The sequence below is a fragment of the Variovorax sp. V118 genome (assembly GCF_041154445.1).
Classification (GTDB): domain Bacteria; phylum Pseudomonadota; class Gammaproteobacteria; order Burkholderiales; family Burkholderiaceae_C; genus Variovorax; species Variovorax boronicumulans.
On record NZ_AP028663.1, the window covers coordinates 6,419,220 to 6,443,566 of the forward strand.

23 protein-coding genes are annotated in these 24,347 nt (G+C 63.9%); 10 read left to right on the top strand and 13 right to left on the bottom strand.

All coding sequences use genetic code 11. The features are described from left to right. Positions 1-13: 13 nt before the first annotated feature. Both ACAM52_RS29840 and ACAM52_RS29845 read left to right on the top strand, forming a co-directional pair. Complete coding sequence (locus tag ACAM52_RS29840) at positions 14-1,150, top strand: PilT/PilU family type 4a pilus ATPase (RefSeq protein ID WP_062482331.1); 1,137 nt, start codon at positions 14-16, stop codon at positions 1,148-1,150. Between the two features lie 69 nt (positions 1,151-1,219). Continuing rightward, positions 1,220-2,128: an NAD(P)-dependent oxidoreductase gene (locus tag ACAM52_RS29845; protein ID WP_369645359.1), complete on the top strand. Its 909-nt coding sequence runs from the start codon at positions 1,220-1,222 to the stop codon at positions 2,126-2,128. Between the two features lie 30 nt (positions 2,129-2,158). On the opposite strand, the gene ACAM52_RS29850 is transcribed toward ACAM52_RS29845, so the two are convergent. The 3 genes from ACAM52_RS29850 to ACAM52_RS29860 all read right to left on the bottom strand — a co-directional run bounded on the left by ACAM52_RS29850 (position 2,159) and on the right by ACAM52_RS29860 (position 4,049). After that, positions 2,159-2,953 (bottom strand): BON domain-containing protein, encoded by a 795-nt coding sequence (locus ACAM52_RS29850; RefSeq protein ID WP_369645360.1) that lies wholly within the window; start codon positions 2,951-2,953, stop codon positions 2,159-2,161. Then, positions 2,950-3,591, bottom strand: a complete 642-nt coding sequence (locus tag ACAM52_RS29855) for an SIS domain-containing protein (RefSeq protein ID WP_062482322.1) — start codon at positions 3,589-3,591, stop codon at positions 2,950-2,952. The genes ACAM52_RS29850 and ACAM52_RS29855 overlap by 4 nt, the downstream gene beginning before the upstream one ends. Before the next feature lie 86 nt (positions 3,592-3,677). Beyond that, positions 3,678-4,049: a YraN family protein gene (locus tag ACAM52_RS29860; RefSeq protein ID WP_070063810.1), complete on the bottom strand. Its 372-nt coding sequence runs from the start codon at positions 4,047-4,049 to the stop codon at positions 3,678-3,680. Positions 4,050-4,096: 47 nt separating this feature from the next. On the opposite strand from ACAM52_RS29860, the gene rsmI reads away from it, so the two are divergent. Continuing rightward, positions 4,097-5,056, top strand: a complete 960-nt coding sequence (rsmI, locus tag ACAM52_RS29865) for a 16S rRNA (cytidine(1402)-2'-O)-methyltransferase (protein WP_369645361.1) — start codon at positions 4,097-4,099, stop codon at positions 5,054-5,056. A gap of 3 nt (positions 5,057-5,059) precedes the next feature. Here rsmI and ACAM52_RS29870 read toward each other — a convergent pair whose 3' ends face one another. Both ACAM52_RS29870 and ACAM52_RS29875 read right to left on the bottom strand, forming a co-directional pair. After that, positions 5,060-5,788, bottom strand: a complete 729-nt coding sequence (locus ACAM52_RS29870) for a glutathione S-transferase (protein ID WP_369645362.1) — start codon at positions 5,786-5,788, stop codon at positions 5,060-5,062. Between the two features lie 89 nt (positions 5,789-5,877). After that, positions 5,878-6,105 carry a hypothetical protein gene (locus ACAM52_RS29875; RefSeq protein ID WP_062481748.1) on the bottom strand — a complete coding sequence of 76 codons (228 nt, stop codon included), beginning with the start codon at positions 6,103-6,105 and terminating at the stop codon, positions 5,878-5,880. Between the two features lie 274 nt (positions 6,106-6,379). Here ACAM52_RS29875 and ACAM52_RS29880 point away from each other — a divergent pair, with 274 nt between their 5' ends. From ACAM52_RS29880 to istB, 5 genes are all read left to right on the top strand, one after another. After that, on the top strand, positions 6,380-7,585 hold the full coding sequence (locus ACAM52_RS29880; RefSeq protein WP_369645363.1) for a tyrosine-type recombinase/integrase: 1,206 nt from the start codon (positions 6,380-6,382) through the stop codon (positions 7,583-7,585). A gap of 454 nt (positions 7,586-8,039) precedes the next feature. Next, positions 8,040-8,741 carry a hypothetical protein gene (locus ACAM52_RS29885; RefSeq protein ID WP_369630310.1) on the top strand — a complete coding sequence of 234 codons (702 nt, stop codon included), beginning with the start codon at positions 8,040-8,042 and terminating at the stop codon, positions 8,739-8,741. A 181-nt stretch (positions 8,742-8,922) separates the two neighbouring features. Further along, positions 8,923-9,621 (top strand): helix-turn-helix transcriptional regulator, encoded by a 699-nt coding sequence (locus tag ACAM52_RS29890; protein WP_369645364.1) that lies wholly within the window; start codon positions 8,923-8,925, stop codon positions 9,619-9,621. 169 nt (positions 9,622-9,790) lie between these two features. Continuing rightward, positions 9,791-11,323, top strand: a complete 1,533-nt coding sequence (istA, locus tag ACAM52_RS29895; protein WP_369645365.1) for an IS21 family transposase — start codon at positions 9,791-9,793, stop codon at positions 11,321-11,323. Further along, positions 11,316-12,212: an IS21-like element helper ATPase IstB gene (istB, locus tag ACAM52_RS29900; RefSeq protein ID WP_369645366.1), complete on the top strand. Its 897-nt coding sequence runs from the start codon at positions 11,316-11,318 to the stop codon at positions 12,210-12,212. The genes istA and istB overlap by 8 nt, the downstream gene beginning before the upstream one ends. 166 nt (positions 12,213-12,378) lie before the next feature. Here the strand turns inward: istB and ACAM52_RS29905 are convergent, their stop codons facing one another. The 4 genes from ACAM52_RS29905 to ACAM52_RS29920 are packed head-to-tail and all read right to left on the bottom strand — an operon-like array spanning position 12,379 to position 13,736. Beyond that, positions 12,379-12,642, bottom strand: coding sequence for a hypothetical protein (locus ACAM52_RS29905; protein ID WP_369645367.1), 264 nt, complete (start codon positions 12,640-12,642; stop codon positions 12,379-12,381). Beyond that, positions 12,623-12,892, bottom strand: a complete 270-nt coding sequence (locus ACAM52_RS29910) for a hypothetical protein (protein ID WP_369630320.1) — start codon at positions 12,890-12,892, stop codon at positions 12,623-12,625. The genes ACAM52_RS29905 and ACAM52_RS29910 overlap by 20 nt, the downstream gene beginning before the upstream one ends. Further along, on the bottom strand, positions 12,889-13,200 hold the full coding sequence (locus ACAM52_RS29915; protein ID WP_369630321.1) for a hypothetical protein: 312 nt from the start codon (positions 13,198-13,200) through the stop codon (positions 12,889-12,891). Before ACAM52_RS29915 ends, ACAM52_RS29910 begins: the two co-directional genes overlap by 4 nt. Next, complete coding sequence (locus ACAM52_RS29920) at positions 13,197-13,736, bottom strand: hypothetical protein (protein WP_369645368.1); 540 nt, start codon at positions 13,734-13,736, stop codon at positions 13,197-13,199. Before ACAM52_RS29920 ends, ACAM52_RS29915 begins: the two co-directional genes overlap by 4 nt. A gap of 252 nt (positions 13,737-13,988) precedes the next feature. Here ACAM52_RS29920 and ACAM52_RS29925 point away from each other — a divergent pair, with 252 nt between their 5' ends. Next, positions 13,989-14,249: a hypothetical protein gene (locus ACAM52_RS29925; protein WP_369630323.1), complete on the top strand. Its 261-nt coding sequence runs from the start codon at positions 13,989-13,991 to the stop codon at positions 14,247-14,249. A 10-nt stretch (positions 14,250-14,259) separates the two neighbouring features. Here the strand turns inward: ACAM52_RS29925 and ACAM52_RS29930 are convergent, their stop codons facing one another. Together ACAM52_RS29930 and ACAM52_RS29935 are read right to left on the bottom strand one after the other, a co-directional pair. Then, a complete protein-coding gene (locus tag ACAM52_RS29930) occupies positions 14,260-14,976 on the bottom strand; it encodes a YqaJ viral recombinase family protein (protein ID WP_369645369.1) in 717 nt (238 codons plus the stop codon). A 105-nt stretch (positions 14,977-15,081) separates the two neighbouring features. Next, positions 15,082-15,495, bottom strand: a complete 414-nt coding sequence (locus ACAM52_RS29935; RefSeq protein WP_369630325.1) for a hypothetical protein — start codon at positions 15,493-15,495, stop codon at positions 15,082-15,084. A gap of 639 nt (positions 15,496-16,134) precedes the next feature. Here ACAM52_RS29935 and ACAM52_RS29940 point away from each other — a divergent pair. Then, entirely contained in the window at positions 16,135-16,389 is a 255-nt protein-coding gene (locus ACAM52_RS29940) for a hypothetical protein (protein WP_369645370.1), read from the top strand. 134 nt (positions 16,390-16,523) lie between these two features. Here ACAM52_RS29940 and ACAM52_RS29945 read toward each other — a convergent pair whose 3' ends face one another. Together ACAM52_RS29945 and ACAM52_RS29950 are read right to left on the bottom strand one after the other, a co-directional pair. Then, on the bottom strand, positions 16,524-16,925 hold the full coding sequence (locus ACAM52_RS29945) for a transposase (RefSeq protein WP_369630327.1): 402 nt from the start codon (positions 16,923-16,925) through the stop codon (positions 16,524-16,526). A gap of 263 nt (positions 16,926-17,188) precedes the next feature. Then, on the bottom strand, positions 17,189-24,250 hold the full coding sequence (locus tag ACAM52_RS29950) for an ESPR-type extended signal peptide-containing protein (protein ID WP_369647802.1): 7,062 nt from the start codon (positions 24,248-24,250) through the stop codon (positions 17,189-17,191). Positions 24,251-24,347: the final 97 nt, after the last annotated feature.

A 24,347-nucleotide genomic window follows, 5' to 3' on the forward strand; every position in this document is an offset into this window, starting at 1 on the left:
GAGCACAGACATCATGGAACGCGATCAAGCCAGCCAGTTCATCAACGACCTGCTCAAGCTCATGGTGAGCCGCAACGGCAGCGACCTGTTCATCACCGCCGACTTCCCGCCGGCCATCAAGGTCGACGGCAAGGTCACCAAGGTGTCGCAGCAGGCGCTGGGCGCTCAGCACACGCTGGCGCTCACGCGCTCGATCATGAACGACCGCCAAACGGCCGAGTTCGAGCGCACCAAGGAGTGCAACTTCGCGATCTCGCCGACCGGCATCGGGCGCTTTCGCGTCAACGCCTTCGTGCAGCAGGGCAAGGTCGGCATGGTGCTGCGGACCATTCCCGCCAAGCTGCCGACCATCGATGGCCTGGGCATGCCGCAGGTGCTCAAGGACGTGGCGATGACCAAGCGCGGCCTCACCATCCTGGTGGGCGCCACGGGTTCGGGCAAGTCGACCACGCTGGCCGCGATGATCGACTGGCGCAACGAGAACTCCTACGGCCACATCGTCACGGTGGAAGACCCGGTCGAGTTCGTGCACCCGCACAAGAACTGCGTGGTGACGCAGCGCGAAGTGGGCATCGACACCGACAGCTGGGAAGCCGCGCTGAAGAACACGCTGCGCCAGGCGCCCGACGTGATCCTCATGGGCGAAATCCGCGACCGCGAGACCATGGAGCACGCCGTCGCCTTTGCTGAAACCGGCCACCTGTGCATGGCCACGCTGCACGCCAACAGCGCCAACCAGGCCCTGGACCGCATCATCAACTTCTTCCCCGAAGAGCGCCGCGCGCAGCTCTTGATGGACCTGTCGCTGAACCTGCGTTCGCTGGTGTCGCAGCGGCTGGTGCCCACCGAAGACGGCCAGGGCCGCGTGGCCGCCGTCGAGATCCTGCTGAACACGCCGTTGATCTCCGACCTGATCTTTAAGGGCGAGGTGGGCGAGATCAAGGAGATCATGAAGAAGAGCCGCAACCTGGGCATGCAGACCTTCGACCAGGCGCTGTTCGACCTGTTCGAGGGCAACGCGATCAACTTCGAAGAGGCGATCCGCAACGCCGACTCGGCCAACGACCTGCGCCTGCAGATCAAGCTCAACAGCCAGCGCGCGCGCAGCACCGACCTGGCGGCCGGCACCGAGCACTTCGCGATCGTCTGAGGCCGCGCCGGCCGGCGCACCGCGGGGCGCGCCGGCCTTGTTTCTTTCTTTGGCTTTAAGCTGTCGGTCATGAGCAGCATCAACCCCCGCACCTACGAATCCGTTCCCGCCCAGACGGTGGCCTTTCTCGGCCTCGGCGTCATGGGCGGGCCCATGGCCGGGCACCTGGCCAAGGCCGGCCACACGGTCACGGTCTACAACCGCACGCCCGCCAAGTCGCAGGCCTGGGTCGCCGAGTTCGGCGCGCCTGGCCGCCACGCCCCCACGCCGCGCGAAGCGGCGGCTGGCGCCGACATCGTGTTCTGCTGCGTCGGCAACGACGACGACCTGCGCTCGGTGGTGCTGGGCGATGACGGCGCCCTGACCGGCATGAAGCCCGGCGCCGTGCTCGTGGACCACACCACGGCCTCGGCCGACGTGGCGCGCGAGCTGTCGAAGGCGGCGCAGGCGCGCGGCCTGCACTTCATCGATGCGCCCGTGTCGGGCGGCCAGGCGGGCGCGCAGAACGGCGCGCTCACTGTGATGTGCGGCGGCGACGCGGCCGTGTTTGAGCGCATTCGCCCGGTGGCCATGGCCTTCGCACGCGCCGTCACGCTGCTGGGCGACAGCGGCGCAGGCCAGCTCGCGAAGATGGTGAACCAGATCGCCATCGCGGGACTGGTGCAGGGCCTGTCGGAAGCCATTGCCTTCGGCCAGCGCGCCGGCCTGAACATGGAGGCCGTGCTCGGCGTCATCGGCAAGGGCGCGGCCCAGAGCTGGCAGATGGACAACCGCGGCAAGACCATGATCGAGGGCAAGTTCGACTTCGGCTTTGCCGTCGACTGGATGCGCAAGGACCTGGGCCTGGTGCTCGACGAAGCCAAGCGCAACGGCGCGCGCGTGCCGGTGACGGCGCTGGTCGACCAGTTCTATGCCGACGTGCAGCAGGCCGGCGGCAGGCGCTGGGACACTTCGAGCCTCATCACCAGGCTCAAATGAAAAAAGCCCGCGAAAGCGGGCTTTTTGGTTTCAGCGGACCGGCGAGGTCGTCGCCCCACCGGCCGGCGCGGGCAGCGGCTCCATCGGCGGCAGCGGCACGCGCGAACCCGAGGCAGCACCCGGCGTGGATGGCGTCGCGTTGCTCACCGGTGCCGGGCCCGTGCCGCCGCGCTGCGCTGCGGACTGGTTGGCCGCCTGGCTCGCGGCCAGGTCGGCCTCGCTCACCACCTCGACCACGCGCACGACCTTCGCCACGCCCGTCACGCCGCGCGTGATCTCGGTGGCGCGGTCGGTCTCGCGACGCGTGGCGATGCCCATCAGGTAGACCGTGCTGCGCTCGGTCACGACCTTGAAGGAGTTGGCGAAGATGTCCTTGGCGTCGAGCAGCGAGGCCTTCACCTTGCCGGTGATGTACAGGTCGTTCGAGCGGTCCTGGAAGGTGCTCGGGGTGCCGATGGTGAGTTCGTTCACCACCGAGCGCACGTTGACCACGCGGCTCACCTCGTCCTCGACGCGGCGGCGGTCGGCGTCGTTGCCGACGGCGCCGGTCAGCAGCACCTGGCGGTTGAAGCTGGTGACGCTCACGTACATGTTGTCGTTGGCGATGTCGCGCACGCGGGCCGCGGCGCGCAGCTCGATGCCCTGGTCGTCGAGCTGCGCGCCCGAGCTGCGGCGGTCGGTCGCCACCATGCCCACGCCCACCACCGCGGCGCCGCCCACGACGAGCGGCACGCAGGCGGACAGTCCGGCCACCAGGGCGGCGCCCAGGGTGAGCGCCAGAGCGAAACGTTGGGTCGAGGCCTTGGTCAGGGTCGTCATGGTCATGAGGAAACTTCCTGTTCTCCGAGTAACTGGGCATCCACGCCGTCGCACAGGCAATGCAGCGCGAGCAGGTGGATTTCGTGAATGCGCGCCGCACGCTCGTGCGGCACGCTGATCTGTACATCGGTTTCGCGCAGCGCGCGGCCGATGGCGCCGCCGGTGCCGCCGACGCCGGGCGCCGCGGTGGCCAGCCCCGTGGCGGCGTTGCCGAGCAGCGCTACCACCGTCATGTCGCGCTCATGCGCGGAAAGCACGGCAGCCAGCACCGCGGACGACTGCCCGCTGGCGCTGAGCACCAGCAGCACGTCGCCGGCTTGGCCGAGCGCGCGCACCTGGCGCGCGAAGCGGTCGGCATCGGCGGCCTGCGGGCTGTCGGCCGCCGGGTCGGTGGTGTCGCCGGGCAGCGCGATGGCGCCCAGCTCGGGCCGCTCGCGTTCGAAACGGCCCACGAAGTTCGACGCGAACTGCGCGGCCAGCAGGCCCGACACGCCGGCCCCGCAGGCCAGCACCTTGCCGCCGCTGGTCACGCAGGCCAGCAGGGCCTGCATCGCTTGAGAGATGGGTTTGCTGAGGACCGGGCCGGTCTGGTATTTGAGGTCGGCACTGTCGATGAAGTGCTGCTGAATCCGTTGCTCGAGCATGGGGCGCGATGATAACTGGGGGTCGTGAAACAAGACGTTTGAGTGGTGGAGCCTTCAGCAAGGCTTCAGTTCCCTTTCGGGGTGCGTCAGCCGGCGTCGAAAGCGGCTTTCAGCCAGGTGATTTTCTCCTCGATCAGCACCACATCGAAACGGCAAGGCGGCAGCGACCGCAACCGGCCCAAATAGTGCCGCGCGGCCAGCACGATGCGCCGCTGCTTGCCCGCCGTGATGCTGCCACCCGCGCCGCCGTGCGAGGCCGCGCTGCGCTGGCGCACCTCGACGAACACCAGCGTGCCGTCGCGCGGATCGCGCATGATCAGGTCGACCTCGCCGCCGCCGCGCCCCGGCGTTCGATAATTGCGCGCGACCGGCACGAGGCCGGCCTGGCGCAGGTGGTCGAGCGCGGCGTCTTCCGCCGCATCGCCGCGATGCTTCGTCGTCGTGGTGCTTGTCGTCATGGCTCCCTGCCCTGTTTTTTGTTTTCGCTGCCCTACGGAGAAACCCCTTGGCTTCACTTGCCCCCGCTTCCTTCGGCGCGGCCCTGCCGGCCGCGCTCGACGCCGCGGGCGCGCAGCATTATCCGCAGGGCACGCTGTATGTCGTCGCCACGCCGATCGGCAACCTGGCCGACATCACGCTGCGCGCGCTGCATGTGCTGCAGCTGGTGGACGCCGTCGCCTGCGAGGACACGCGCCACACGCAGAGCCTGCTGCGCGCCTACGGCATCGACCGCCCCGGCGCCCAACTGCTCGCGGTGCACCAGCACAACGAGGCCGAGGCCGCACAGGCCGTGGTCGCGCGGCTCGCGCAGGGCGAGCGCATCGCCTACGTGAGCGACGCCGGCACGCCCGGCGTGAGCGACCCCGGCGCGCGCCTGGCCGCCGCCGTGCGCGCGGCCGGCCAGCGCGTGCTGCCACTGCCGGGCGCCAGCAGCGTCATCACGCTCGTGAGCGCGGCCGGGCTCGTGGCCGACGGCGGCGAGAGCAGCCACGCCCACAACAGCAGCGCCTTCGTGTTCGCGGGCTTCCTGCCGAGCAAGGCCGGCGAGCGCGACACCGCCGTGCAGGCCCTCGCGCAGGAGCCGCGCGCCGTGGTGCTGCTCGAAGCGCCGCACCGCATCGACAGCCTGGCCCGCGCGCTGGCCGTGCTGGGCGAGCGCCGCATCACCGTGGGCCGCGAGCTCACCAAGCAGTTCGAAGAGATCGCCACCGTGGCCGCCAGCGCGCTGCCCGACTGGTTCGGCGCCGACCGCGACCGCACGCGCGGCGAGTTCGCATTGGTGCTGCACCCCGTGGCGGTGAGCGGCGACGGCGGTGCAGAAGGCGAGCGCGTGCTGCGCCTGCTGCTGGCGGAACTGCCGGTGAAGACGGCCGTCAAGCTGGCCGCCGAGATCAGCGGTGCGCCGCGCAACACGCTGTACGAGCTGGCGCTGCGCATCCGCAGCGAAGCCGGCGACGACGAATAGCCCTCAGCCGTCCAGCTCGGCATAGCGCCGAAAGATCCCATCCTCATTGAACGCGATGCGGCGCGGACTGCGCAGGTAGTCGTGCACGCGCTGGCGTCGCCGGATGTTCGCGTGCAGCTTCACGACCACGGGCGTGGCAGCGAGCGCTCGCGCGGCGGCCTTGGGAAAGGCGTACTGCAGCCCCTCCACCAGCTGGAACAGCGACAGGTCGGCATAGGTCAGCACGTCGCCGACCAGGTGCCGATCGCCCGAAGGGTTGCGCTGCAGCACCTGCTCGAACCAGTTCAGGAATTTCGGGATGCGCGCTTCGCGGAAGGCACGCGCACGCTGAAGGGCCGCGTCGCGCTGGTCTTCGTAGTAGTCGCCGGTCGAGATCGGGTGGTGCGTGTCGTGCGCCTCGGCCACCGCGTCGGCGATGGTGAGCTGCAGCTGGTGGGTCCACAGGCCGTCGGATTCGCCGATGCCGGCCAGCCCGAGCTTGGGGCCGAGGTACAGCAGGATCGCGGCGGTCTGGCCGACCACGATGTCGCCGTCGACGAGGAACGGCGGTGCGAACGCGGCGCGCGGGTTGCCGGGGTCGCCGAGCCGGCGGCCCAGCGCGGACTCGCCACCGCCTTGCGAGGCGGGCAGCCGCGCAACATCGACGTAGTCGGCGCCCGTGGCCTCGAGTGCGAGCCGCACGAATTCGCCGCGGCCCTGGATCGTGGGCCAGTAATGAAGTTGGTATGCCATGCGGCCATGGTGTCAGGGCCGGCGGGGCGCTGCAACCGATGACCGGCTGCGAGGGATGTCAGATCAGGCGACGAAGGCGCGCGGCCGGCTCACCAGAACTTCCACCACGGGCGCGGCGGCTGGCGCAGCGCCAGGGGGCGGGTGTCCAGGTCGGCGCTCTGGCTCGGCGGAATTGAATCGCCGAAGCGGCGGCGCATCTCGGCCTCCAGGGCATGTGCGATGCCGCGGGCCTGTTTCTCGCCGCGCAGCGCGCGCCGACGCCATTCGGCGGCGTGTGCTGCGAGGCTGGTTTCGTCCAGTTCGGAGAGCTCCATCATGCGGGGAATTTTTACATGCGTGCGTCCGGGTGACAGGGTGCAACGGCGTGTCACGGCCCGGTCGCGCGGATCTCCGGATCGGCCTTGTCGCGCAAGGCCGGGCCGGGTCGGGGAAGAAGTGAAAAAACCGGAAGCCCTTGCGGAATTTCCGGTCTTGAAGGTGGGCCGCCAGGAACCAAACTCTTGGCTCCAGGCCGCATAACTCCTTGCTATTCTAACGTTCGATTTTGGCGTATACCCCGAAAAATACCCCGACCCTTGAAAACTCAGCATCATGCCGCTATCCGACGTCAAAGTCCGCAATCTCACCGCGCCCGGTCGCTATACCGACGGCGAAGGTTTGTATCTTCAAGTTATGCCGAACGGTGGTCGGTACTGGCGCATGAAGTACCGCTTCGGCGGCAAGGAGAAGTTGCTCGCCTTCGGTGTGTATCCGGTTGTGGGAATCAAAGAAGCACGCGAAAAGCGCTTCACGGCCAAGCAGACTCTGAGCAGAGGCGAGGATCCCGGGGCACTCAAAAAGGCCGCCAAGGAGAAAGTCATTCAGGAAACGACCAGCACACTTCAAGCGGTCGCCGAGGACTGGCTTTCTCATCAAGCGGGACGCTGGGAGGCAAATACGCTGGCCCGCACCCGCTCCTCGCTAGAGGCCGACGTTTTTCCGACGCTCGGAAGTGTTCCCATGGCAGAGATCACGCCGCGACAAGTCATGGATGTGGTGAAAAAAATCGAGATTCGGGGTGCAGGGGAGATCGCGATGCGTGTTCTGCAGCGCGTCAAGGCGATCTACCGATACGCCACGACACACCAACACATCGATCGCAATCCCATGGTGGACCTCGTCCCCTCTGAAATTCTGAAGCCCAGGCGTGTCCAACACCGCGCCGCACTCGGGCCCGCAGATCTACCCGAGTTTCTCGCCAAGTTGGACGTGTACCAAGGCGACCCACACACGGTTCATGCTCTGCGCCTGCTGATGCTGACCGCTGCGCGGCCAGGCGAAGTTCGAAGTGCCCGCTGGAATGAATTTGAGCTGGGAGCGAAGCTGTGGCGCATTCCTGCCGAGCGCATGAAAATGCGGATCGAGCATGTGGTGCCGTTGTCGGCCCAGGCTGTGGCCGTGGTGGAGGCCATGAAACCTTTGAGTAGCCATCGAGAACTCGTGTTCCCGAGCCCCTTCTACCCATCCAAGCCCCTCAGCGAGAACACCTTCAATAGCGCGATGGCGCGCATGGGCTACAAATACTTGGCAACCGCCCATGGCTTTCGAGCGCTTTTCTCTACCGTGGCGAACGAAGCAGGGTGGAACGCGGACGCCATCGAACGTCAACTTGCCCATGCGGAACGCGATCAGGTGCGCGCCGCCTACGACAGAGGCGCGCGACTGCCTGAACGAATCAAGTTGATGGACTGGTGGGCAAATTACCTTGACAGCCGGCGCAACGGGCAGGTCATCCCCTTCCCGCAACAGGCCGCATGAAGACTTGCCGACTCTGCTTCCCCGCACTTCAAGCCAAACCCAATCCGTTTGTAGCTTCGGTACAGGCGCCTTGAACCGGCACACCAATGACGTCCTATCCAGCACCATCACGGACATGTTGGCGTGAATCGCGAATGGCTTCCTCGCCCCAGATTTGCCGTTTCAAGTGATTAGGCTCAGGCGAGCTGCGTCAAAGGCGGCGCGCATGGAAAACGGATTTGCCGGCTTACGACGGCAACGAGCCCATCTCACAGCGCCCCGAACTCAAGAGCACGATGATTCGCGGCGCCTGCAGACCGAATCAAAGACACGAATCATGGCGCCCGACGTCGATCTTCTTTCGGGAGAAACAAGCATTTGGCAAAGCCGCACTATTGAAGAATCAACTGGCATCGAGTCGCTGGCATGCTAGTCTTATTGTTTCAACCTGTATCAACGAGGCCGAAGTTATCCAATGAACACCGAGAGTGACCAAAACATCCCAGAAGAATTCCGTCGAATCGTGCACCGAGCTCATCGCCTGTTGAACACATTGGAACGTGAGTACTTTGAAATCAGACCCCAGCACGGTCAGAACGGCTTCAGGGAGCGTGTGTTCAACAGAATGAACGATTCTTCGATCACTAACCCGGGCGAGCTCGTTCTGCCCATGGGGGACGTGTCAGTCGAGAAGGTGACCGAATTCATCGAGATCGAGGGAGATGCTATCGAGTCGGATCTGTGGTGGATCTATATGGCTTGTGCGCATACGGTGGCCTCCGCCAGGGCACTTCAAGTTGGCGATCGAGATCTTGCTTGGGAGCTCTTGTGCGATGCCCATAAGTCCACTGGTGTCGTGCTGGTGACCAACCGGTCCGAAGAAATATTCACCAAGACTGTTGTTGATCTATTCAACAAGAGCAAAGCCTCTAAGGCTGGCGAAGCTCGCCACCGCCAGACTGCAGCAATGAAGGCGAGGGCGTATGAAATCATGCGCAGCCGCAACGATTGGCTCAGCCAGTCGAATGCAGCACTCAGTGTTGAGGCGGACCTGAAGGCAGAGTTCGGCGAGAAGGCCTTGAGAGATTTTGAGGGAACGATCACAGCGTGGATCAAAGCGATGCCCGACCGGCTTGAACTGATCCCATCATTGAAAAAGCGGCTGAGTCAGTCGTAGATCGCGTCGCAGTTGGGCTAGACCTAACATTGCGCACCCGGTGCCCTCTTTTTTCAGCCGAATTTGGGGGGTCTGCCTAGCTGACCAAGGGGAGTCTGCCAGGCTGGAGCAGTGTCTGAAGATGTCCGATATGGAGAAACTTGATCCCGTCGCAACCAACCACTACCGACGGAGAACCAAGATGTCCAACGCGAACCAAGCGCCAACCCTGGCTGGTCAAAACTACCAACTCATCCGCAAGAAGCGCTTGCTCGAGAAGGTCCCCTTCTCGAAGAGCACGCTCCACGCAAAAATGGCGAAAGGCCGGTACCAAGATACCACCTTTCCCCGTCCGATCTACTTTCCCAACAGTCGCATCCCCTACTGGCGCGAGGCCGCGGTCGACAGCTGGATCGCCTTGGCCGAGCGCCACTCCCGCCAAGGGGATGAAGCTCACGCTGAAGTGGCGCACCCGACTGCTCCGCCGTCCTCGTCGTTGACGGTGCCCCAAACGCAGCCCGTGCACCAGCCTGCGCAAGCCGTCACGCCGAACCGCGACGTAGTGCGCGGCGTGATTTCCGCCACTGGCACTGATGGCCGTCCCAAGCAGATCTCTGTTGTGATGCGCCGCAAGCGTGCAGCAATGCCCATCGCCGCCGCGCCCATGGCCCAGCCACTGCCTGCTGCGCGGAATGACGAAGTCGCAGCAAGCCAAACCCCGGAATACTGGACGTACACGTCCTACCTGAAAAAATCTGCGCCGGAGCAGGCGAAGCCCTCGCTGCCCATGCCGTACGAGCTGAGCCCCGTGTATGGCGAATACGCTGGCAGCGCCCGCACGCAGCAGGTTGCACCGGCAACTCCGTCTGCGCAGCCCATGTTCACCACGGGCCGGATCTGAGTATTTTTCACTCGACGACGAACTAAACCGCCAGCGGACAACTATCGGACACACGGGTGTTAGTGCCGATGCAATCTTGACCAGCTAAACCGCAAAGTGCCAATCCAATATTGACCAGGGTGTTCCACTGACCTGCTGAGAATTTCAGCAGGGATTCAAGGTGATCACCATGGACATGATTGGCAAGGTCAGGCGCATGAGGCTGCGCGACCAACTCTCTCTCAGTGAGATCGCAAAGCGCACAGGCCTGTCGCGCAACACGGTCAAGAAGTGGCTCAAGGCGCCCGGCGATGTTGTGCCGAAGTACGAGCGGGTGAAGCTCGACGGCAAGCTCACGGCGTTCGAGCCGGCCCTGCATCAAGCGCTCACAACCGACAGCCATCGCCCCAAGCAGGGACGGCGCAGTGGTCGCGCCCTGTTTGCCCAGATACAGGCGCAGGGCTACCGCGGCGGCTACAGCGCCGTCACCGACTACATCCGGCGCTGGCGGGTGGAGTCGGCAGCCAGTCCGGCCAAGGCGTTCGTTCCGATGAGCTTCGAGCTGGGCGAGGCCTTCCAGTTCGACTGGAGCGTCGAAGCCATGGTCGTCGGTGGTGTGTTCTACAACGTGCAAGTGGCGCACCTGAAGCTGTGCGCCAGTCGAGCCTTCTGGCTGGTGGCCTACCCCAGCCAGGGCCACGAGATGCTGTTCGACGCCCACACCCGCTCGTTCCAGGCACTCGGTGGCGTCACCCGGCGCGGCATCTACGACAACATGCGCACCGCCGTGGACAAGGTGCAGCGCGGCAAGCAGCGCACCGTCAACGCCCGCTTCGCTGCCATGTGCAGCCACTACCTGTTCGACCCCGACTTCTGCAACGTCGCTTCCGGCTGGGAGAAGGGTGTGGTCGAGAAGAACGTGCAGGACAGCCGCCGGCGCATCTGGATCGAAGCCGCAACCCGGCGCTTCGGCTCGTTCATCGAACTCAATGCCTGGCTGAGTGAGCGGTGTCGTTCGGTGTGGAGCGACACCACGCACCCGATCCACCGGCAGTTCACCGTGGCCGAGATGTGGGAGTTGGAGAAGCCTCACCTCATGTCCATGCCGGCCCCCTTCGACGGCTACGTCGAGCGGCTGGCCCGGGTCAGCAGCACCTGCTTGGTGGCCGCCGCGCGCAACCGTTACTCCGTGCCGTGCGAGTGGGCCGGCCACATCGTCAGCACCCGCGTCTATCCAGAGCGAATCGATGTGGCGGCCGCGGACGCCGTCGTGGCGAGTCACGCCCGGCTGCCGGGCAGCGGCCAGACCAGCTACGACTGGCAGCACTACATTGCGCTGGTGCAGCGCAAGCCGGGCGCCTTGCGCAACGGCACGCCGTTCCTGGACCTGCCGGCGCCGTTGCTGCGTTTGCGCCAGTCGCTGCTCAGGCACGCTGGAGGAGACCGGGTCATGGCACAGGTGCTGGCCGTGGTGCCGCAAGCCGGGCTGGAGGCGGTGCTGGTGGCCATCGAACTCGTGCTCGAAGGCAGAGCGCCCAGCGGCAGCATCAGCGTGGAGCACGTGCGCAACGTGCTGGCCCGCTTGAACAGCCCAGCCACGCCGGACCAGGCGCAGACGTCCCTGCGACTCACCCAGGCGCCCAAGGCCGACACCGCGCGCTACGACCGGCTGCGCCCCACCCACCAGGATCATCTGGACGGACAGGAGGTTGGCCATGCGTGAGACCTCCATCGATGTGCAGGCCCAACTGAAGGCGCTGCGACTCAACGGCATGGCCACGGCCTGGGCCGATCTGACGGAGCAAGGCGGCGATACGACCCTGGCCGCATCACGCTGGCTGGTGGAGCACCTGCTGCAGGCCGAAGATGCTGACCGGGCAATGCGCTCCATTGCTCACCAGATGAAGTCGGCGCGCTTCCCCATGCACCGCGACCTGGCCGGGTTCGACTTCTCCGGCTCACAGGTCGACCGCGCGTTGATCCAGAAACTGGCGGACCTGTCGTTCACGCAAGATGCGCAGAACGTGGTGTTGGTCGGTGGCCCAGGCACTGGCAAGACCCACCTGGCCACGGCACTGGGGATTGCCGGGCTCACCCGGCACGCCAAGCGAGTGCGGTTCTACTCCACGGTCGATCTGGTCAATGCCCTGGAGCATGAGAAGAGCCAGGGACGTGCCGGACGCATCGCCATGAGTCTGGTGCGCATGGACCTGGTCGTGCTCGACGAGTTGGGCTACCTGCCGTTCAGCCAGGCCGGTGGCGCCTTGTTGTTCCACCTGCTGTCCAAGCTGTACGAGCACACCAGCGTGATGATCACCACCAACCTGACGTTCGGGGAGTGGTCCAGTGTGTTCGGCGACGCCAAGATGACCACGGCGCTATTGGATCGCTTGACCCATCACTGCCACATCATCGAGACGGGCAACGAGTCCTACCGCTTCCGCCACAGCACGCACGAAGCCAAGGCGCGCATCAAGACGCGCGAGCAGACCAGGAAGACAACTGCGGCTCAGGTGAGCGAGGTCGCGGAGGAAGGGGCCTCGCCTGACGGCTCGGGAATACCAACAACCGGTTCAAGAAAAGGAGGACCTACCGAGGCATCCAACCTATAGTTATCCACAGCTGGCTCCCACCGGAACCAGCTCCAGCCCCTGGTCAATGTTCGACTGGCACTGCTGATCTCGATTGCACTGGCGCTGACAGCGGAGCCGTCCGGTGCGGGCGCGAGACGCCCTTTTCACTTTCTGTGCAGCTGAAGCGGGTCAGCTGCCGCAGGGATCAATGCCTTTGCGTGGGTGACACGGCAGCCGGTGGACTTGCGTCACTGCGGCCAAGCCTCCTGGCCAGCTTGTCCTGCACCTCCTCGGCGCAGCCATGCCAGGCACGGCCACTGACCATGGGGGTGTCCAGTGCTTCGGGATCCATTGCAGCCACGTGCCCGGCGTACTGCTGCAGCGCCTGCATCACGAACGCCTGGATGAGCCCGCCGTAGGCACTGAACTCCATCAGTTCGATGACGAATTCAACGTTGGTCGATGGCATGCTCGCTCACCTCGCTCACTTCACATGTCGACTGAAGAATCTCGAAGCCCGCATCGGCCACGAGGCCCGGATCGAGCAACATGACCAGGTCATCCGAGATGCCCGAGCGCAACGACGCCCACACCTCATCGTCAAGGCCATCCTCGCGCGCACGAACCTTGGCAGCACCAGCGAGCGCTTCCTCATCGAAGATGGCAAGCTCGATGCTGAACACCACCACCGTGCGGGGCATGGACGACGTGCCGCTCATTCGCCCTCCCCCGTGTCGATGCGCGAGATCTCCGCGCCGAACGCCAGTGCCGCGTTGTCGCGGTTGGGCGCTCCGTTGTGGAGAATCCACCAATCGGGCGGGCTGTACGGAACGGTCATCACCCCCAGGTAGCCGCCTTGCGAGGCATAGCCCACCACCTTGGCGCGGCCGATGGCGTTGATGCGGATGATCACGTCGTCGCCGATCGAGGGGACCTCGAAGTCGGCCGACCACTTGAACAGGTCGTGGGCGAAGGGGTCGCGGGTATGGGGCGGCACTGTGGCGTGCCGCCGGAATCTGGTTTTCATGGATGTTTCTCTTGTGGATGTTTTTGTTGGGAAGGCAACACCGTCGCGCTGCCGAGCTGTCGGGATTTCAGGCGGCAGATCAGGCCGTCGCTCTCGCGCGCCACATCCCAGCCACGACGACCCAGGCTGCGGCGCAGCACGTAGGTCCATTCGCCGTAGGAGACGCGCAGACCCGGGCGGATGGCTGCTCGCTTAGCGGCCCGGTTCGCATGGAACTCACGCACCTTCTCGCGCCATGGCCCTGCGTAGGGCCCAGTCGGAGGACTGGCCCGATCCAGGAAGACCAGCGGACAGTCGAAGTAGTACGGCCCGCAGCTCTCGTCCATGCTCTTGACGGCCACTTCACCCTTCCTGCAATCGATGAGGGTCAGGCCGATCCAGATCCGCCCGGCGTGTTCACCCGAACGGTTTTCTGCCAGGAACCACAGGCGGTTGCCGATCGAGCGGTGAGCGAGCACCGCGGCGAAGCCCTCCACGTTCTGCAGTTCGTCATGGACGGCCTGCTCTTTGGACGCTCGGTAGACGATGCTTCCCATATCAGTGGCTCCCGTTGGACGGACGAAGCGAGGCGGCGCCGGCACAAAGTCGGCGGAAGGAAGGGGGCGGCGCAAAGCCGACGCCGGTTGTTGTGAGATACATGTGGTTGGGCATGAGGCAGACGTAAAAGAGCCCGCGCAAGGCGGGCTCGTGGGTTGAGTAGGGAAATTCCGGACATGGCCGCCGGCCGTCGGAGGTGGGTTGTCGCGCGCGTTGGCATGCGAGGGCGACGGGGCGGCACAATCGGCCCCATGAAGACCGCTGAGATGCTGACCGACGAGGAGCTGGGAGCCCTTGCGAGTGAGTGGCGCAAGAAGGCGCTGCAGGGAGACCTCCACGCGCGCGGCATTGCTCACGAGTTCGAGACAGAGATGCGCCGCCGTGTTGGTGCGCCGTCCACGAATTACGACGCCTTGGATCTGCGGCCTCTGGAACTACGGAAAGCAGCGCAGCCCCGGTGGTGGCGGTTCTGGCGAGCCGAGGGATCGCGGGCTTCGACCACGCACCGCTAGAGATTGAAGATCAAGGCATGGCCTGCTCACATTGAGCAGGCGGCGCCTGATCAAGCTCGACGCAGTGCCAGAACTCACGTTCGGCGTCGACGAGTCGGGAGATCTCGACCTCCTCGCGTTCAACGCGATGAATCTGCAGATCCTGCCCGCAGATCAACGCCACGACATCGACGGCCTGGGCGCCGGTGACGGCCAGTTGATGCAGCATCTGGATCCGAACGTAGGCGGGAAGACCTTCGACCCACAGCGCAGCCGCATCCATGCCGACGCATCGGCATTCCAGAAGCTGGACATTGGTGGCACCGACCACTTCGCGGCCCGGATGGGTAAACATCCAAGGGTGTTGCGGGTGCCGTAGAAAGGTGCTGGTGCGCCGCACCTGACGCCCAGTACGCACCGTGTAGTGCGCTGCCACGATGGGGTCGAGCAGTCGGCTCCAGTAGGCAGCATCATCGGGCATCGACGCAGCTCCCGGTGTCGGCTGTAGCAGCTCTGCGCGCTCGGTCTTCTCCATCCAGAGCCGAACCGGAGACTTGAAGGGATCCCGGCCCACGGCCGCAGCGGCATCCAGGTTTCCGATGCCAGTCTCGTACACGTTCGACCAGCGCTCGGACAGTTGAGCCTGCGCGCGGGTGGCCTGGACCAGTCGCAACGCCGGGACGCGCGAACGCGAGGGGGTTGTCGGGACGCGCTTAGAGCTGCCCGTATCAGGGTTCAGGTTCATCATGATTTCTCCTTGAAGAGTTGGAATCGATCGCCATCCAGCAAAAAGCCCCGCCCTCTGAATGCAGAGGCGGGGCTTCGATCGGGGAGGGGTGAGGTGAGAAGAGGGTCAGCGGCGCGAGGCCGAGAAGGTCTGGCCACGCGCCAGGCAGCGACGGTTGCGCAAGATTGCGTCGTCGACAGCCTCGCCGAGCGCCGCGCCGACAGCGCAGCCGGCGATGGCTCCGCTCAGGCCGCCGAGGATGGCGCCGGCGACGATGCCAAGAGGCGTGCTGGCAGTCGCCGTCGCAGCCATGGCCATGCCGATCTCGGCCCCGGTGATGACGCCCGACAGCGCACCGGAAACGCCACCGGCAGCTCCGGCTAAGGTGCCGATGGCCGCACCAGTCTTCTTGCCGGAGTCGCGGGGAACGGTGCGTCGCGACTGGCAGGCGGGGCAGGCGAAGTTCGGAGACTGGAAGTGGGGCTCATGGTCGGGAAAAGGTTCATCGTTGAACGTGGAGGATGTGAAGTCGTGATCCATGGGGTTTGGGAGTGCAGTGGCATCCCCGGGAAGGACAGAACACACGTCTGGCAGAACCAGACGGCACAAAACCCAGCACGGCGGAGGCCGGGCTGGGCTTTGCTGGAGGCGGATGGACTTTCTGCTGTCTATCCGGTGTAGTTATATGGGGCTGAAAATTTCTGGAGTCGCCGCGGCAGCTCGCGTCGGAAATTCCAGCAGAGGACAAGAAGCTCGAGGCTGGGCGCGCGGCAACTCGCCTGGCCTTCAACACAACGGCTATTCACGCATGAGCCGCTCAATACAAAGCAATCCGCTGCGTTGACTCTGAGCCATCACGTCGTTTCATTCGCGCCGAACACCATCGGTTTGATCGCTGTCCGGGACAGCCCGGGATGGTCGGTACTTCAAATCATCGTGTCCCAATTTCTTGACTATCCCTGCTCGGGCATTGCCGATCGCCATGCCCCAGGAGGCTGCTTTTTTTGCACGGCGGTCCATCTACGGACCAGGGCTGCGCTTTTCGAGCGGCTCGTCACTCTCCGGCTCCCCTACACCTTCGTTCAATAGAAATCTGGCCGGCGCTACTGTTGAATCACCAGTAAATCGCCATGCTCAATTCAGCGCCCACCCGCGAGCCCCCACCCAGCAGGAGCCATCATGCACGACCACATCGTTCCCCCATCCCACGACAGGCCCTTTCGCTTCGTGCAGCGCTTTCCAGTGCGGCCCAGTGCTACTTCGCTGCAGCAGACCGTGCAGGCGTGCCAGTACCGCGAGATGGAAAACGCATTTCGCGCAAGTGGCGGAATGATGAGTTCCGATGCTCAGAAGCTTGGTGTGAGCAGGCTGACGTTGTACAACTGGAAGAACCAGCTTCTGGGATGTGAGGCAGCCCCATCGAATACCGGGTGAGCCTTGGACTTGCGGCATAAAACCAGTCCAAGTTTTCCGCCGCACCCCCGGTGGCTCAGTTCTACTTCGGCGCGGACAAGCCAGGCTGTTGAGGCCAGCGCGGAAGTCGATGGCCTCGCGGTGCAGGTAGACCTTCAGCCCTTCGTCAAAGCGGAACACCGCAGCCTCCCGAGCGCATCAAGAAGTTGGCCTACTCGCTCCAGTTCGCAACCCCGCAGGTCGATCACCACGCCATTGGGCAATCTCGCCTGCAGGTCTATTGGCACGCTCATCGGCGCCACTGTCGCTTGCAACGTCTGAGTCTGCACCGGAACGAATGCATCCACATTGCTGGCCGACACCTGATCGTCGCGCGGCGCTGCACTGGCGGCTACCGCCCGATCATGCTTGCGCACCCACGTACTCAACTGGTTCGCGTTGATGCCGCAATCCCGCGCCAGCTTCACCATCGAGATTCCAGACGTCGCACAGGCCGCAATCAACTCCTGCTTGGCCTGCTTGTCATAGACGCATCGCCCATCTCGCTTGTGGCCCACCACAAGCCTTCTGGCCAGATCTTCTATCCACTCTGAAATGACGTTCCCATCTACATGAACATGGGAACGTAGCCTCCTGACTCAGCTGACCTTACGCAAGGGCGTGGAACATTGATCGCTTACGCTTGAGGTGCTTCCGTCGTCGACCTTCGGCAGGTCGAGACGGTAAGACTGGCCGCTTACAGCGTAGGAGTCTTCTTGCCCATTGAAGATAGCATCGTGATGACTTCGGTGGGTTTGTTTCCACGCAAGGCAACTGCTCGTCAATCAAACTCATAGCCAACTCCAGCACCGATATTGAACTTGGCACCGCTGTAGCCACCATGGATCTTGTAGACCCATTTGCCGTTGTCCGACCGCGCCGAGAAACCAACGGCCATCGCGCTATAGCCAGAGTAATTTCCCACTCCCAGTGAAAGCAACGTCTTGCCAGGTGTCATTGCTTGTGGCAATGAGCTCATGGCAGTAGCCATTGCGATCCCTGAGTAGGCAACACGCTGTGTGCCAGCCAACTGCGATTGCACTTGACTGAGCTGCTGCACGTTGACCGCGTCGCCGGGCAGAATGCCCGGTGCCACGTTGCTGATGCGCGTGCCGCCTGCCGCTTCACCGGCGCCCAGCGTGATCTGGTTGTAGTTCACCGACCCGTCGGGGTTGGTCGCGTACTGCACGCTGCTGGCCTTTGATGCCGCCGAGGCTGCCTTCAGTTGCGCCACGTTGGTCGCGTCGCTGTCGGCCGTGCCCGCCGCCACGCCGGTGATCTGGCGGAACTGGCCGTTGGCCGCGTCACCCACCGACACCGCTGCCTGCGTGCTGGTGGTCGCCCTGATGGCGGCCTCCTGCTGCGCCGACGCGCTGCCCGGCACGTAGCCGGCCACGCCCGCCGCAGTGGAAGCCACCGAGCCGGAGCCCAGCGCCACGCCGCCGCTTTGCTGCACTACCGCGCCGAAGCCGATGGCCGTGCCCTTGGAGACGTTCTGCGTCTGGCTCAGCGGCGTGCCGCCGGCATCCGCGTTGTCGCCCAGGGCCACGCCGCCGCCGCCGGCACGTGCATTGGCGCCGATGGCCTGCGAGCCCGTAGCCAATGCGCCGGTGCCGATAGCGATCGCATTGGTGCCTGTCGCCTGTGCGCCGAAGCCCACCGCAACCGCGCCGTCGGCCGTCGCCCTCGCGCCGTTGCCGGCCGCGAAGGAGTTGGCGCCGCTGGCCACCGACTGCGGGCCAATCGCCACGGCTTCCTGACCGCTGGCCACCGAGTCGCCCGCCGTCGATTTGGCGTGAAAGTACTTCGCGCCAGTGTTATTGATTGAGCTGACCGATGTGGACAAGCTGTCGATGCTGCTGTTCGTGGTGCTCAGCCCCGTGGACAGACTGGAGATGCCACTCGTAGCCGTGCTCAGACCTGACGACGTCGAAGTCGACAGGCTGTCCAGGTTGCTGTTCGTGGTGCTCAAGCCCGTGGACAGACTAGAGATGCCACTCGTGGCGGTGCTCAGGCCCGACGACGTCGAAGTCGAGAGACTGCTCACATTGCTGTTCGTCGTGCTCAGCCCCGTGGACAGGCTGGAGATGCCACTCGTGGCGGTGCTCAGACCTGACGACGTAGACGTCGACAGGCTGTCCAGGTTGCTGTTCGTGGTGCTCAAGCCCGTGGACAGGCTGGAGATGCCGCTGGTTGCAGTGCTCAGGCCCGACGACGTCGAAGTCGAGAGACTGCTCACATTGCTGTTGGTCGTGCTCAGCCCCGTGGACAGGCTGGAGATGCCACTCGTAGCCGTGCTCAGGCCCGACGACGTAGACGTCGACAGGCTGCTCACACTGCTGTTGGTCGTGCTCAGCCCCGTGGACAGGCTGGAGATGCCACTCGTGGCGGTGCTCAGACCTGACGACGTAGACGTCGACAGGCTGTCCAGGTTGCTGTTCGTGGTGCTCAAGCCCGTGGACAGGCTGGAGATGCCGCTGGTTGCAGTGCTCAGGCCCGACGACGTCGAAGTCGAGAGACTGCTCACATTGCTGTTCGTCGTGCTCAGCCCCGTGGACAGACTGGAGATGCCACTCGTAGCCGTGCTCAGACCTGACGACGTCGAAGTCGACAGGCTGTCCAGGTTGCTGTTCGTGGTGCTCAAGCCCGTGGACAGGCTGGAGATGCCGCTGGTTGCAGTGCTCAGGCCCGACGACGTCGAAGTCGAGAGACTGCTCACATTGCTGTTGGTCGTGCTCAGCCCCGTGGACAGGCTGGAGATGCCACTCGTGGCGGTGCTCAGACCTGACGACGTAGACGTCGACAGGCTGTCCAGGTTGCTGTTCGTGGTGCTCAAGCCCGTGGACAGGCTGGAGATGCCGCTGGTTGCAGTGCTCAGGCCCGACGACGTCGAAGTCGAGAGACTGCTCACATTGCTGTTGGTCGTGCTCAGCCCCGTGGACAGGCTGGAGATGCCGCTGGTTGCAGTGCTCAGGCCCGACGACGTAGACGTCGACAGGCTGTCCAGGTTGCTGTTCGTGGTGCTCAAGCCCGTGGACAGGCTGGAGATGCCGCTGGTTGCAGTGCTCAGGCCCGACGACGTCGAAGTCGAGAGACTGCTCACATTGCTGTTGGTCGTGCTCAGCCCCGTGGACAGACTGGAGATGCCACTCGTAGCCGTGCTCAGGCCCGACGACGTAGACGTCGACAGGCTGCTCACACTGCTGTTGGTCGTGCTCAGCCCCGTGGACAGGCTGGAGATGCCACTCGTAGCCGTGCTCAGACCTGACGACGTCGAAGTCGACAGGCTGTCCAGGTTGCTGTTCGTGGTGCTCAAGCCCGTGGACAGACTAGAGATGCCACTCGTGGCGGTGCTCAGGCCCGACGACGTCGAAGTCGAGAGACTGCTCACATTGCTGTTCGTCGTGCTCAGCCCCGTGGACAGGCTGGAGATGCCACTCGTGGCGGTGCTCAGACCTGACGACGTAGACGTCGACAGGCTGTCCAGGTTGCTGTTCGTGGTGCTCAAGCCCGTGGACAGGCTGGAGATGCCGCTGGTTGCAGTGCTCAGGCCCGACGACGTCGAAGTCGAGAGACTGCTCACATTGCTGTTCGTCGTGCTCAGCCCCGTGGACAGGCTGGAGATGCCACTCGTGGCGGTGCTCAGACCTGACGACGTAGACGTCGACAGGCTGTCCAGGTTGCTGTTCGTGGTGCTCAAGCCCGTGGACAGGCTGGAGATGCCGCTGGTTGCAGTGCTCAGGCCCGACGACGTCGAAGTCGAGAGACTGCTCACATTGCTGTTGGTCGTGCTCAGCCCCGTGGACAGGCTGGAGATGCCGCTGGTTGCAGTGCTCAGGCCCGACGACGTAGACGTCGACAGGCTGTCCAGGTTGCTGTTCGTGGTGCTCAAGCCCGTGGACAGGCTGGAGATGCCGCTGGTTGCAGTGCTCAGGCCCGACGACGTCGAAGTCGAGAGACTGCTCACATTGCTGTTGGTCGTGCTCAGCCCCGTGGACAGACTGGAGATGCCACTCGTAGCCGTGCTCAGGCCCGACGACGTAGACGTCGACAGGCTGCTCACACTGCTGTTGGTCGTGCTCAGCCCCGTGGACAGGCTGGAGATGCCACTCGTAGCCGTGCTCAGACCTGACGACGTCGAAGTCGACAGGCTGTCCAGGTTGCTGTTCGTGGTGCTCAAGCCCGTGGACAGACTAGAGATGCCACTCGTGGCGGTGCTCAGGCCCGACGACGTCGAAGTCGAGAGACTGCTCACATTGCTGTTCGTCGTGCTCAGCCCCGTGGACAGGCTGGAGATGCCACTCGTGGCGGTGCTCAGACCTGACGACGTAGACGTCGACAGGCTGTCCAGGTTGCTGTTCGTGGTGCTCAAGCCCGTGGACAGGCTGGAGATGCCGCTGGTTGCAGTGCTCAGGCCCGACGACGTCGAAGTCGAGAGACTGCTCACATTGCTGTTGGTCGTGCTCAGCCCCGTGGACAGGCTGGAGATGCCACTCGTAGCCGTGCTCAGGCCCGACGACGTAGACGTCGACAGGCTGCTCACACTGCTGTTGGTCGTGCTCAGCCCCGTGGACAGGCTGGAGATGCCACTCGTGGCGGTGCTCAGACCTGACGACGTAGACGTCGACAGGCTGTCCAGGTTGCTGTTCGTGGTGCTCAAGCCCGTGGACAGGCTGGAGATGCCGCTGGTTGCAGTGCTCAGGCCCGACGACGTCGAAGTCGAGAGACTGCTCACATTGCTGTTCGTCGTGCTCAGCCCCGTGGACAGACTGGAGATGCCACTCGTAGCCGTGCTCAGACCTGACGACGTCGAAGTCGACAGGCTGTCCAGGTTGCTGTTCGTGGTGCTCAAGCCCGTGGACAGGCTGGAGATGCCGCTGGTTGCAGTGCTCAGGCCCGACGACGTCGAAGTCGAGAGACTGCTCACATTGCTGTTGGTCGTGCTCAGCCCCGTGGACAGGCTGGAGATGCCACTCGTAGCCGTGCTCAGACCTGACGACGTCGAAGTCGACAGGCTGTCCAGGTTGCTGTTCGTGGTGCTCAAGCCCGTGGACAGACTAGAGATGCCACTCGTGGCGGTGCTCAGGCCCGACGACGTCGAAGTCGAGAGACTGCTCACATTGCTGTTCGTCGTGCTCAGCCCCGTGGACAGGCTGGAGATGCCGCTGGTTGCAGTGCTCAGGCCCGACGACGTAGACGTCGACAGGCTGTCCAGGTTGCTGTTCGTGGTGCTCAAGCCCGTGGACAGGCTGGAGATGCCGCTGGTTGCAGTGCTCAGGCCCGACGACGTCGAAGTCGAGAGACTGCTCACATTGCTGTTGGTCGTGCTCAGCCCCGTGGACAGACTGGAGATGCCACTCGTAGCCGTGCTCAGGCCCGACGACGTAGACGTCGACAGGCTGCTCACACTGCTGTTGGTCGTGCTCAGCCCCGTGGACAGGCTGGAGATGCCACTCGTAGCCGTGCTCAGACCTGACGACGTCGAAGTCGACAGGCTGTCCAGGTTGCTGTTCGTGGTGCTCAAGCCCGTGGACAGACTAGAGATGCCACTCGTGGCGGTGCTCAGGCCCGACGACGTCGAAGTCGAGAGACTGCTCACATTGCTGTTCGTCGTGCTCAGCCCCGTGGACAGGCTGGAGATGCCACTCGTGGCGGTGCTCAGACCTGACGACGTAGACGTCGACAGGCTGTCCAGGTTGCTGTTCGTGGTGCTCAAGCCCGTGGACAGGCTGGAGATGCCGCTGGTTGCAGTGCTCAGGCCCGACGACGTCGAAGTCGAGAGACTGCTCACATTGCTGTTGGTCGTGCTCAGCCCCGTGGACAGACTGGAGATGCCACTCGTAGCCGTGCTCAGGCCCGACGACGTAGACGTCGACAGGCTGCTCACACTGCTGTTGGTCGTGCTCAGCCCCGTGGACAGGCTGGAGATGCCACTCGTAGCCGTGCTCAGGCCCGACGACGTAGACGTCGACAGGCTGCTCACACTGCTGTTGGTCGTGCTCAGCCCCGTGGACAGACTGGAGATGCCACTCGTAGCCGTGCTCAGGCCCGACGACGTAGACGTCGACAGGCTGCTCACACTGCTGTTGGTCGTGCTCAGCCCCGTGGACAGACTGGAGATGCCACTCGTAGCCGTGCTCAGACCTGACGACGTAGACGTCGACAGGCTGTCCAGGTTGCTGTTCGTGGTGCTCAGCCCCGTGGACAGACTGGAGATGCCACTCGTAGCCGTGCTCAGACCTGACGACGTCGAAGTCGACAGGCTGTCCAGGTTGCTGTTCGTGGTGCTCAAGCCCGTGGACAGACTAGAGATGCCACTCGTGGCGGTGCTCAGGCCCGACGACGTCGAAGTCGAGAGACTGCTCACATTGCTGTTGGTCGTGCTCAGCCCCGTGGACAGACTGGAGATGCCACTCGTAGCCGTGCTCAGGCCCGACGACGTAGACGTCGACAGGCTGCTCACACTGCTGTTGGTCGTGCTCAGCCCCGTGGACAGGCTGGAGATGCCACTCGTAGCCGTGCTCAGGCCCGACGACGTAGACGTCGACAGGCTGCTCACACTGCTGTTGGTCGTGCTCAGCCCCGTGGACAGACTGGAGATGCCACTCGTAGCCGTGCTCAGACCTGACGACGTCGAAGTCGACAGGCTGTCCAGGTTGCTGTTCGTGGTGCTCAAGCCCGTGGACAGACTGGAGATGCCACTCGTGGCGGTGCTCAGACCTGACGACGTAGACGTCGACAGGCTGTCCAGGTTGCTGTTCGTGGTGCTCAAGCCCGTGGACAGGCTGGAGATGCCGCTGGTTGCAGTGCTCAGGCCCGACGACGTCGAAGTCGAGAGACTGCTCACATTGCTGTTGGTCGTGCTCAGCCCCGTGGACAGGCTGGAGATGCCACTCGTAGCCGTGCTCAGGCCCGACGACGTAGACGTCGACAGGCTGCTCACACTGCTGTTGGTCGTGCTCAGCCCCGTGGACAGACTAGAGATGCCACTCGTGGCCGTGCTCAGACCTGACGACGTAGACGTCGACAGGCTGTCCAGGTTGCTGTTCGTGGTGCTCAAGCCCGTGGACAGGCTGGAGATGCCGCTGGTTGCAGTGCTCAGGCCCGACGACGTCGAAGTCGAGAGACTGCTCACATTGCTGTTGGTCGTGCTCAGCCCCGTGGACAGGCTGGAGATGCCACTGGTTGCAGTGCTCAGGCCCGACGACGTCGAAGTCGAGAGACTGCTCACATTGCTGTTGGTCGTGCTCAGCCCCGTGGACAGACTGGAGATGCCGCTGGTTGCCGTGCTCAACCCCGTGGAGGTTGAAGTCGACAATGTGTAGAGCTGTGATCCATTCACAGCTTCAGCACTCGTGGCACTTATCGCCCCGGCCGCCACACCTGAAAGCAACACACCGCCGGTCGGCCCAGCCCCTGCCACGCTACTCAGGGTCAAGAGCTTTCCGCTCGTACCACCAGGCCGCAAATATATGAGCCCGTTGCCACCACTGACTTCGATCTGCGTTCCATTAGAGCTAACAAACGCAAAAGTCGAGCTCCCGGCGGTGCCGAAAATAGGCGCATCAGCCTGGGAGCAAGTATTGCCAGCGCCGTAGGCAGACCCTCCGACGAGATACGAGGCCGAAGAGGAGAAATTGCTGTTGCTTGCACAGAGCCCCGAAGCTTGCTGCGCCCGCACCTCCGACAGGAAAGCGATTCCGTCAAAGAAAATTAAAGTACCCAAAGCAGCTGCAGCGGCAACTTTTCTTAGACTCGGCTTCCCTCGTGCCGAATCATTTTCCGAGGCTGCGACCCAAGCGCCAAGTGCGTCATTCCAAATAGTTTTGTAGCACTTATTCATTTAATATCGTCCAGATAATTCAGATGAAAGTCTCAGAAGATTTGTCCAAAAAATTGGACATCAAGAAAAACTCCCCAACATCTTTCCCACGCTCAGT

Excerpts from the sequence above, each read along its gene's own strand:
- istB (WP_369645366.1), top strand. The coding sequence starts at position 11,316 with ATGCGTGAGACCTCCATCGATGTGCAGGCCCAACTGAAGGCGCTGCGA.
- ACAM52_RS29905 (WP_369645367.1), bottom strand. The coding sequence starts at position 12,642 with ATGCCATCGACCAACGTTGAATTCGTCATCGAACTGATGGAGTTCAGT.
- ACAM52_RS29950 (WP_369647802.1), bottom strand. The coding sequence starts at position 24,250 with ATGAATAAGTGCTACAAAACTATTTGGAATGACGCACTTGGCGCTTGG.
- ACAM52_RS29860 (WP_070063810.1), bottom strand. The coding sequence starts at position 4,049 with ATGACGACAAGCACCACGACGACGAAGCATCGCGGCGATGCGGCGGAA.
- ACAM52_RS29885 (WP_369630310.1), top strand. The coding sequence starts at position 8,040 with ATGAACACCGAGAGTGACCAAAACATCCCAGAAGAATTCCGTCGAATC.
- ACAM52_RS29930 (WP_369645369.1), bottom strand. The coding sequence starts at position 14,976 with ATGATGAACCTGAACCCTGATACGGGCAGCTCTAAGCGCGTCCCGACA.
- ACAM52_RS29915 (WP_369630321.1), bottom strand. The coding sequence starts at position 13,200 with ATGAAAACCAGATTCCGGCGGCACGCCACAGTGCCGCCCCATACCCGC.
- ACAM52_RS29910 (WP_369630320.1), bottom strand. The coding sequence starts at position 12,892 with ATGAGCGGCACGTCGTCCATGCCCCGCACGGTGGTGGTGTTCAGCATC.
- ACAM52_RS29920 (WP_369645368.1), bottom strand. The coding sequence starts at position 13,736 with ATGGGAAGCATCGTCTACCGAGCGTCCAAAGAGCAGGCCGTCCATGAC.
- ACAM52_RS29935 (WP_369630325.1), bottom strand. The coding sequence starts at position 15,495 with ATGGATCACGACTTCACATCCTCCACGTTCAACGATGAACCTTTTCCC.
- ACAM52_RS29855 (WP_062482322.1), bottom strand. The coding sequence starts at position 3,591 with ATGCTCGAGCAACGGATTCAGCAGCACTTCATCGACAGTGCCGACCTC.
- istA (WP_369645365.1), top strand. The coding sequence starts at position 9,791 with ATGGACATGATTGGCAAGGTCAGGCGCATGAGGCTGCGCGACCAACTC.
- ACAM52_RS29840 (WP_062482331.1), top strand. The coding sequence starts at position 14 with ATGGAACGCGATCAAGCCAGCCAGTTCATCAACGACCTGCTCAAGCTC.
- ACAM52_RS29940 (WP_369645370.1), top strand. The coding sequence starts at position 16,135 with ATGCACGACCACATCGTTCCCCCATCCCACGACAGGCCCTTTCGCTTC.
- ACAM52_RS29890 (WP_369645364.1), top strand. The coding sequence starts at position 8,923 with ATGTCCAACGCGAACCAAGCGCCAACCCTGGCTGGTCAAAACTACCAA.
- ACAM52_RS29850 (WP_369645360.1), bottom strand. The coding sequence starts at position 2,953 with ATGACCATGACGACCCTGACCAAGGCCTCGACCCAACGTTTCGCTCTG.
- ACAM52_RS29875 (WP_062481748.1), bottom strand. The coding sequence starts at position 6,105 with ATGATGGAGCTCTCCGAACTGGACGAAACCAGCCTCGCAGCACACGCC.
- ACAM52_RS29845 (WP_369645359.1), top strand. The coding sequence starts at position 1,220 with ATGAGCAGCATCAACCCCCGCACCTACGAATCCGTTCCCGCCCAGACG.
- ACAM52_RS29870 (WP_369645362.1), bottom strand. The coding sequence starts at position 5,788 with ATGGCATACCAACTTCATTACTGGCCCACGATCCAGGGCCGCGGCGAA.
- ACAM52_RS29880 (WP_369645363.1), top strand. The coding sequence starts at position 6,380 with ATGCCGCTATCCGACGTCAAAGTCCGCAATCTCACCGCGCCCGGTCGC.
- ACAM52_RS29925 (WP_369630323.1), top strand. The coding sequence starts at position 13,989 with ATGAAGACCGCTGAGATGCTGACCGACGAGGAGCTGGGAGCCCTTGCG.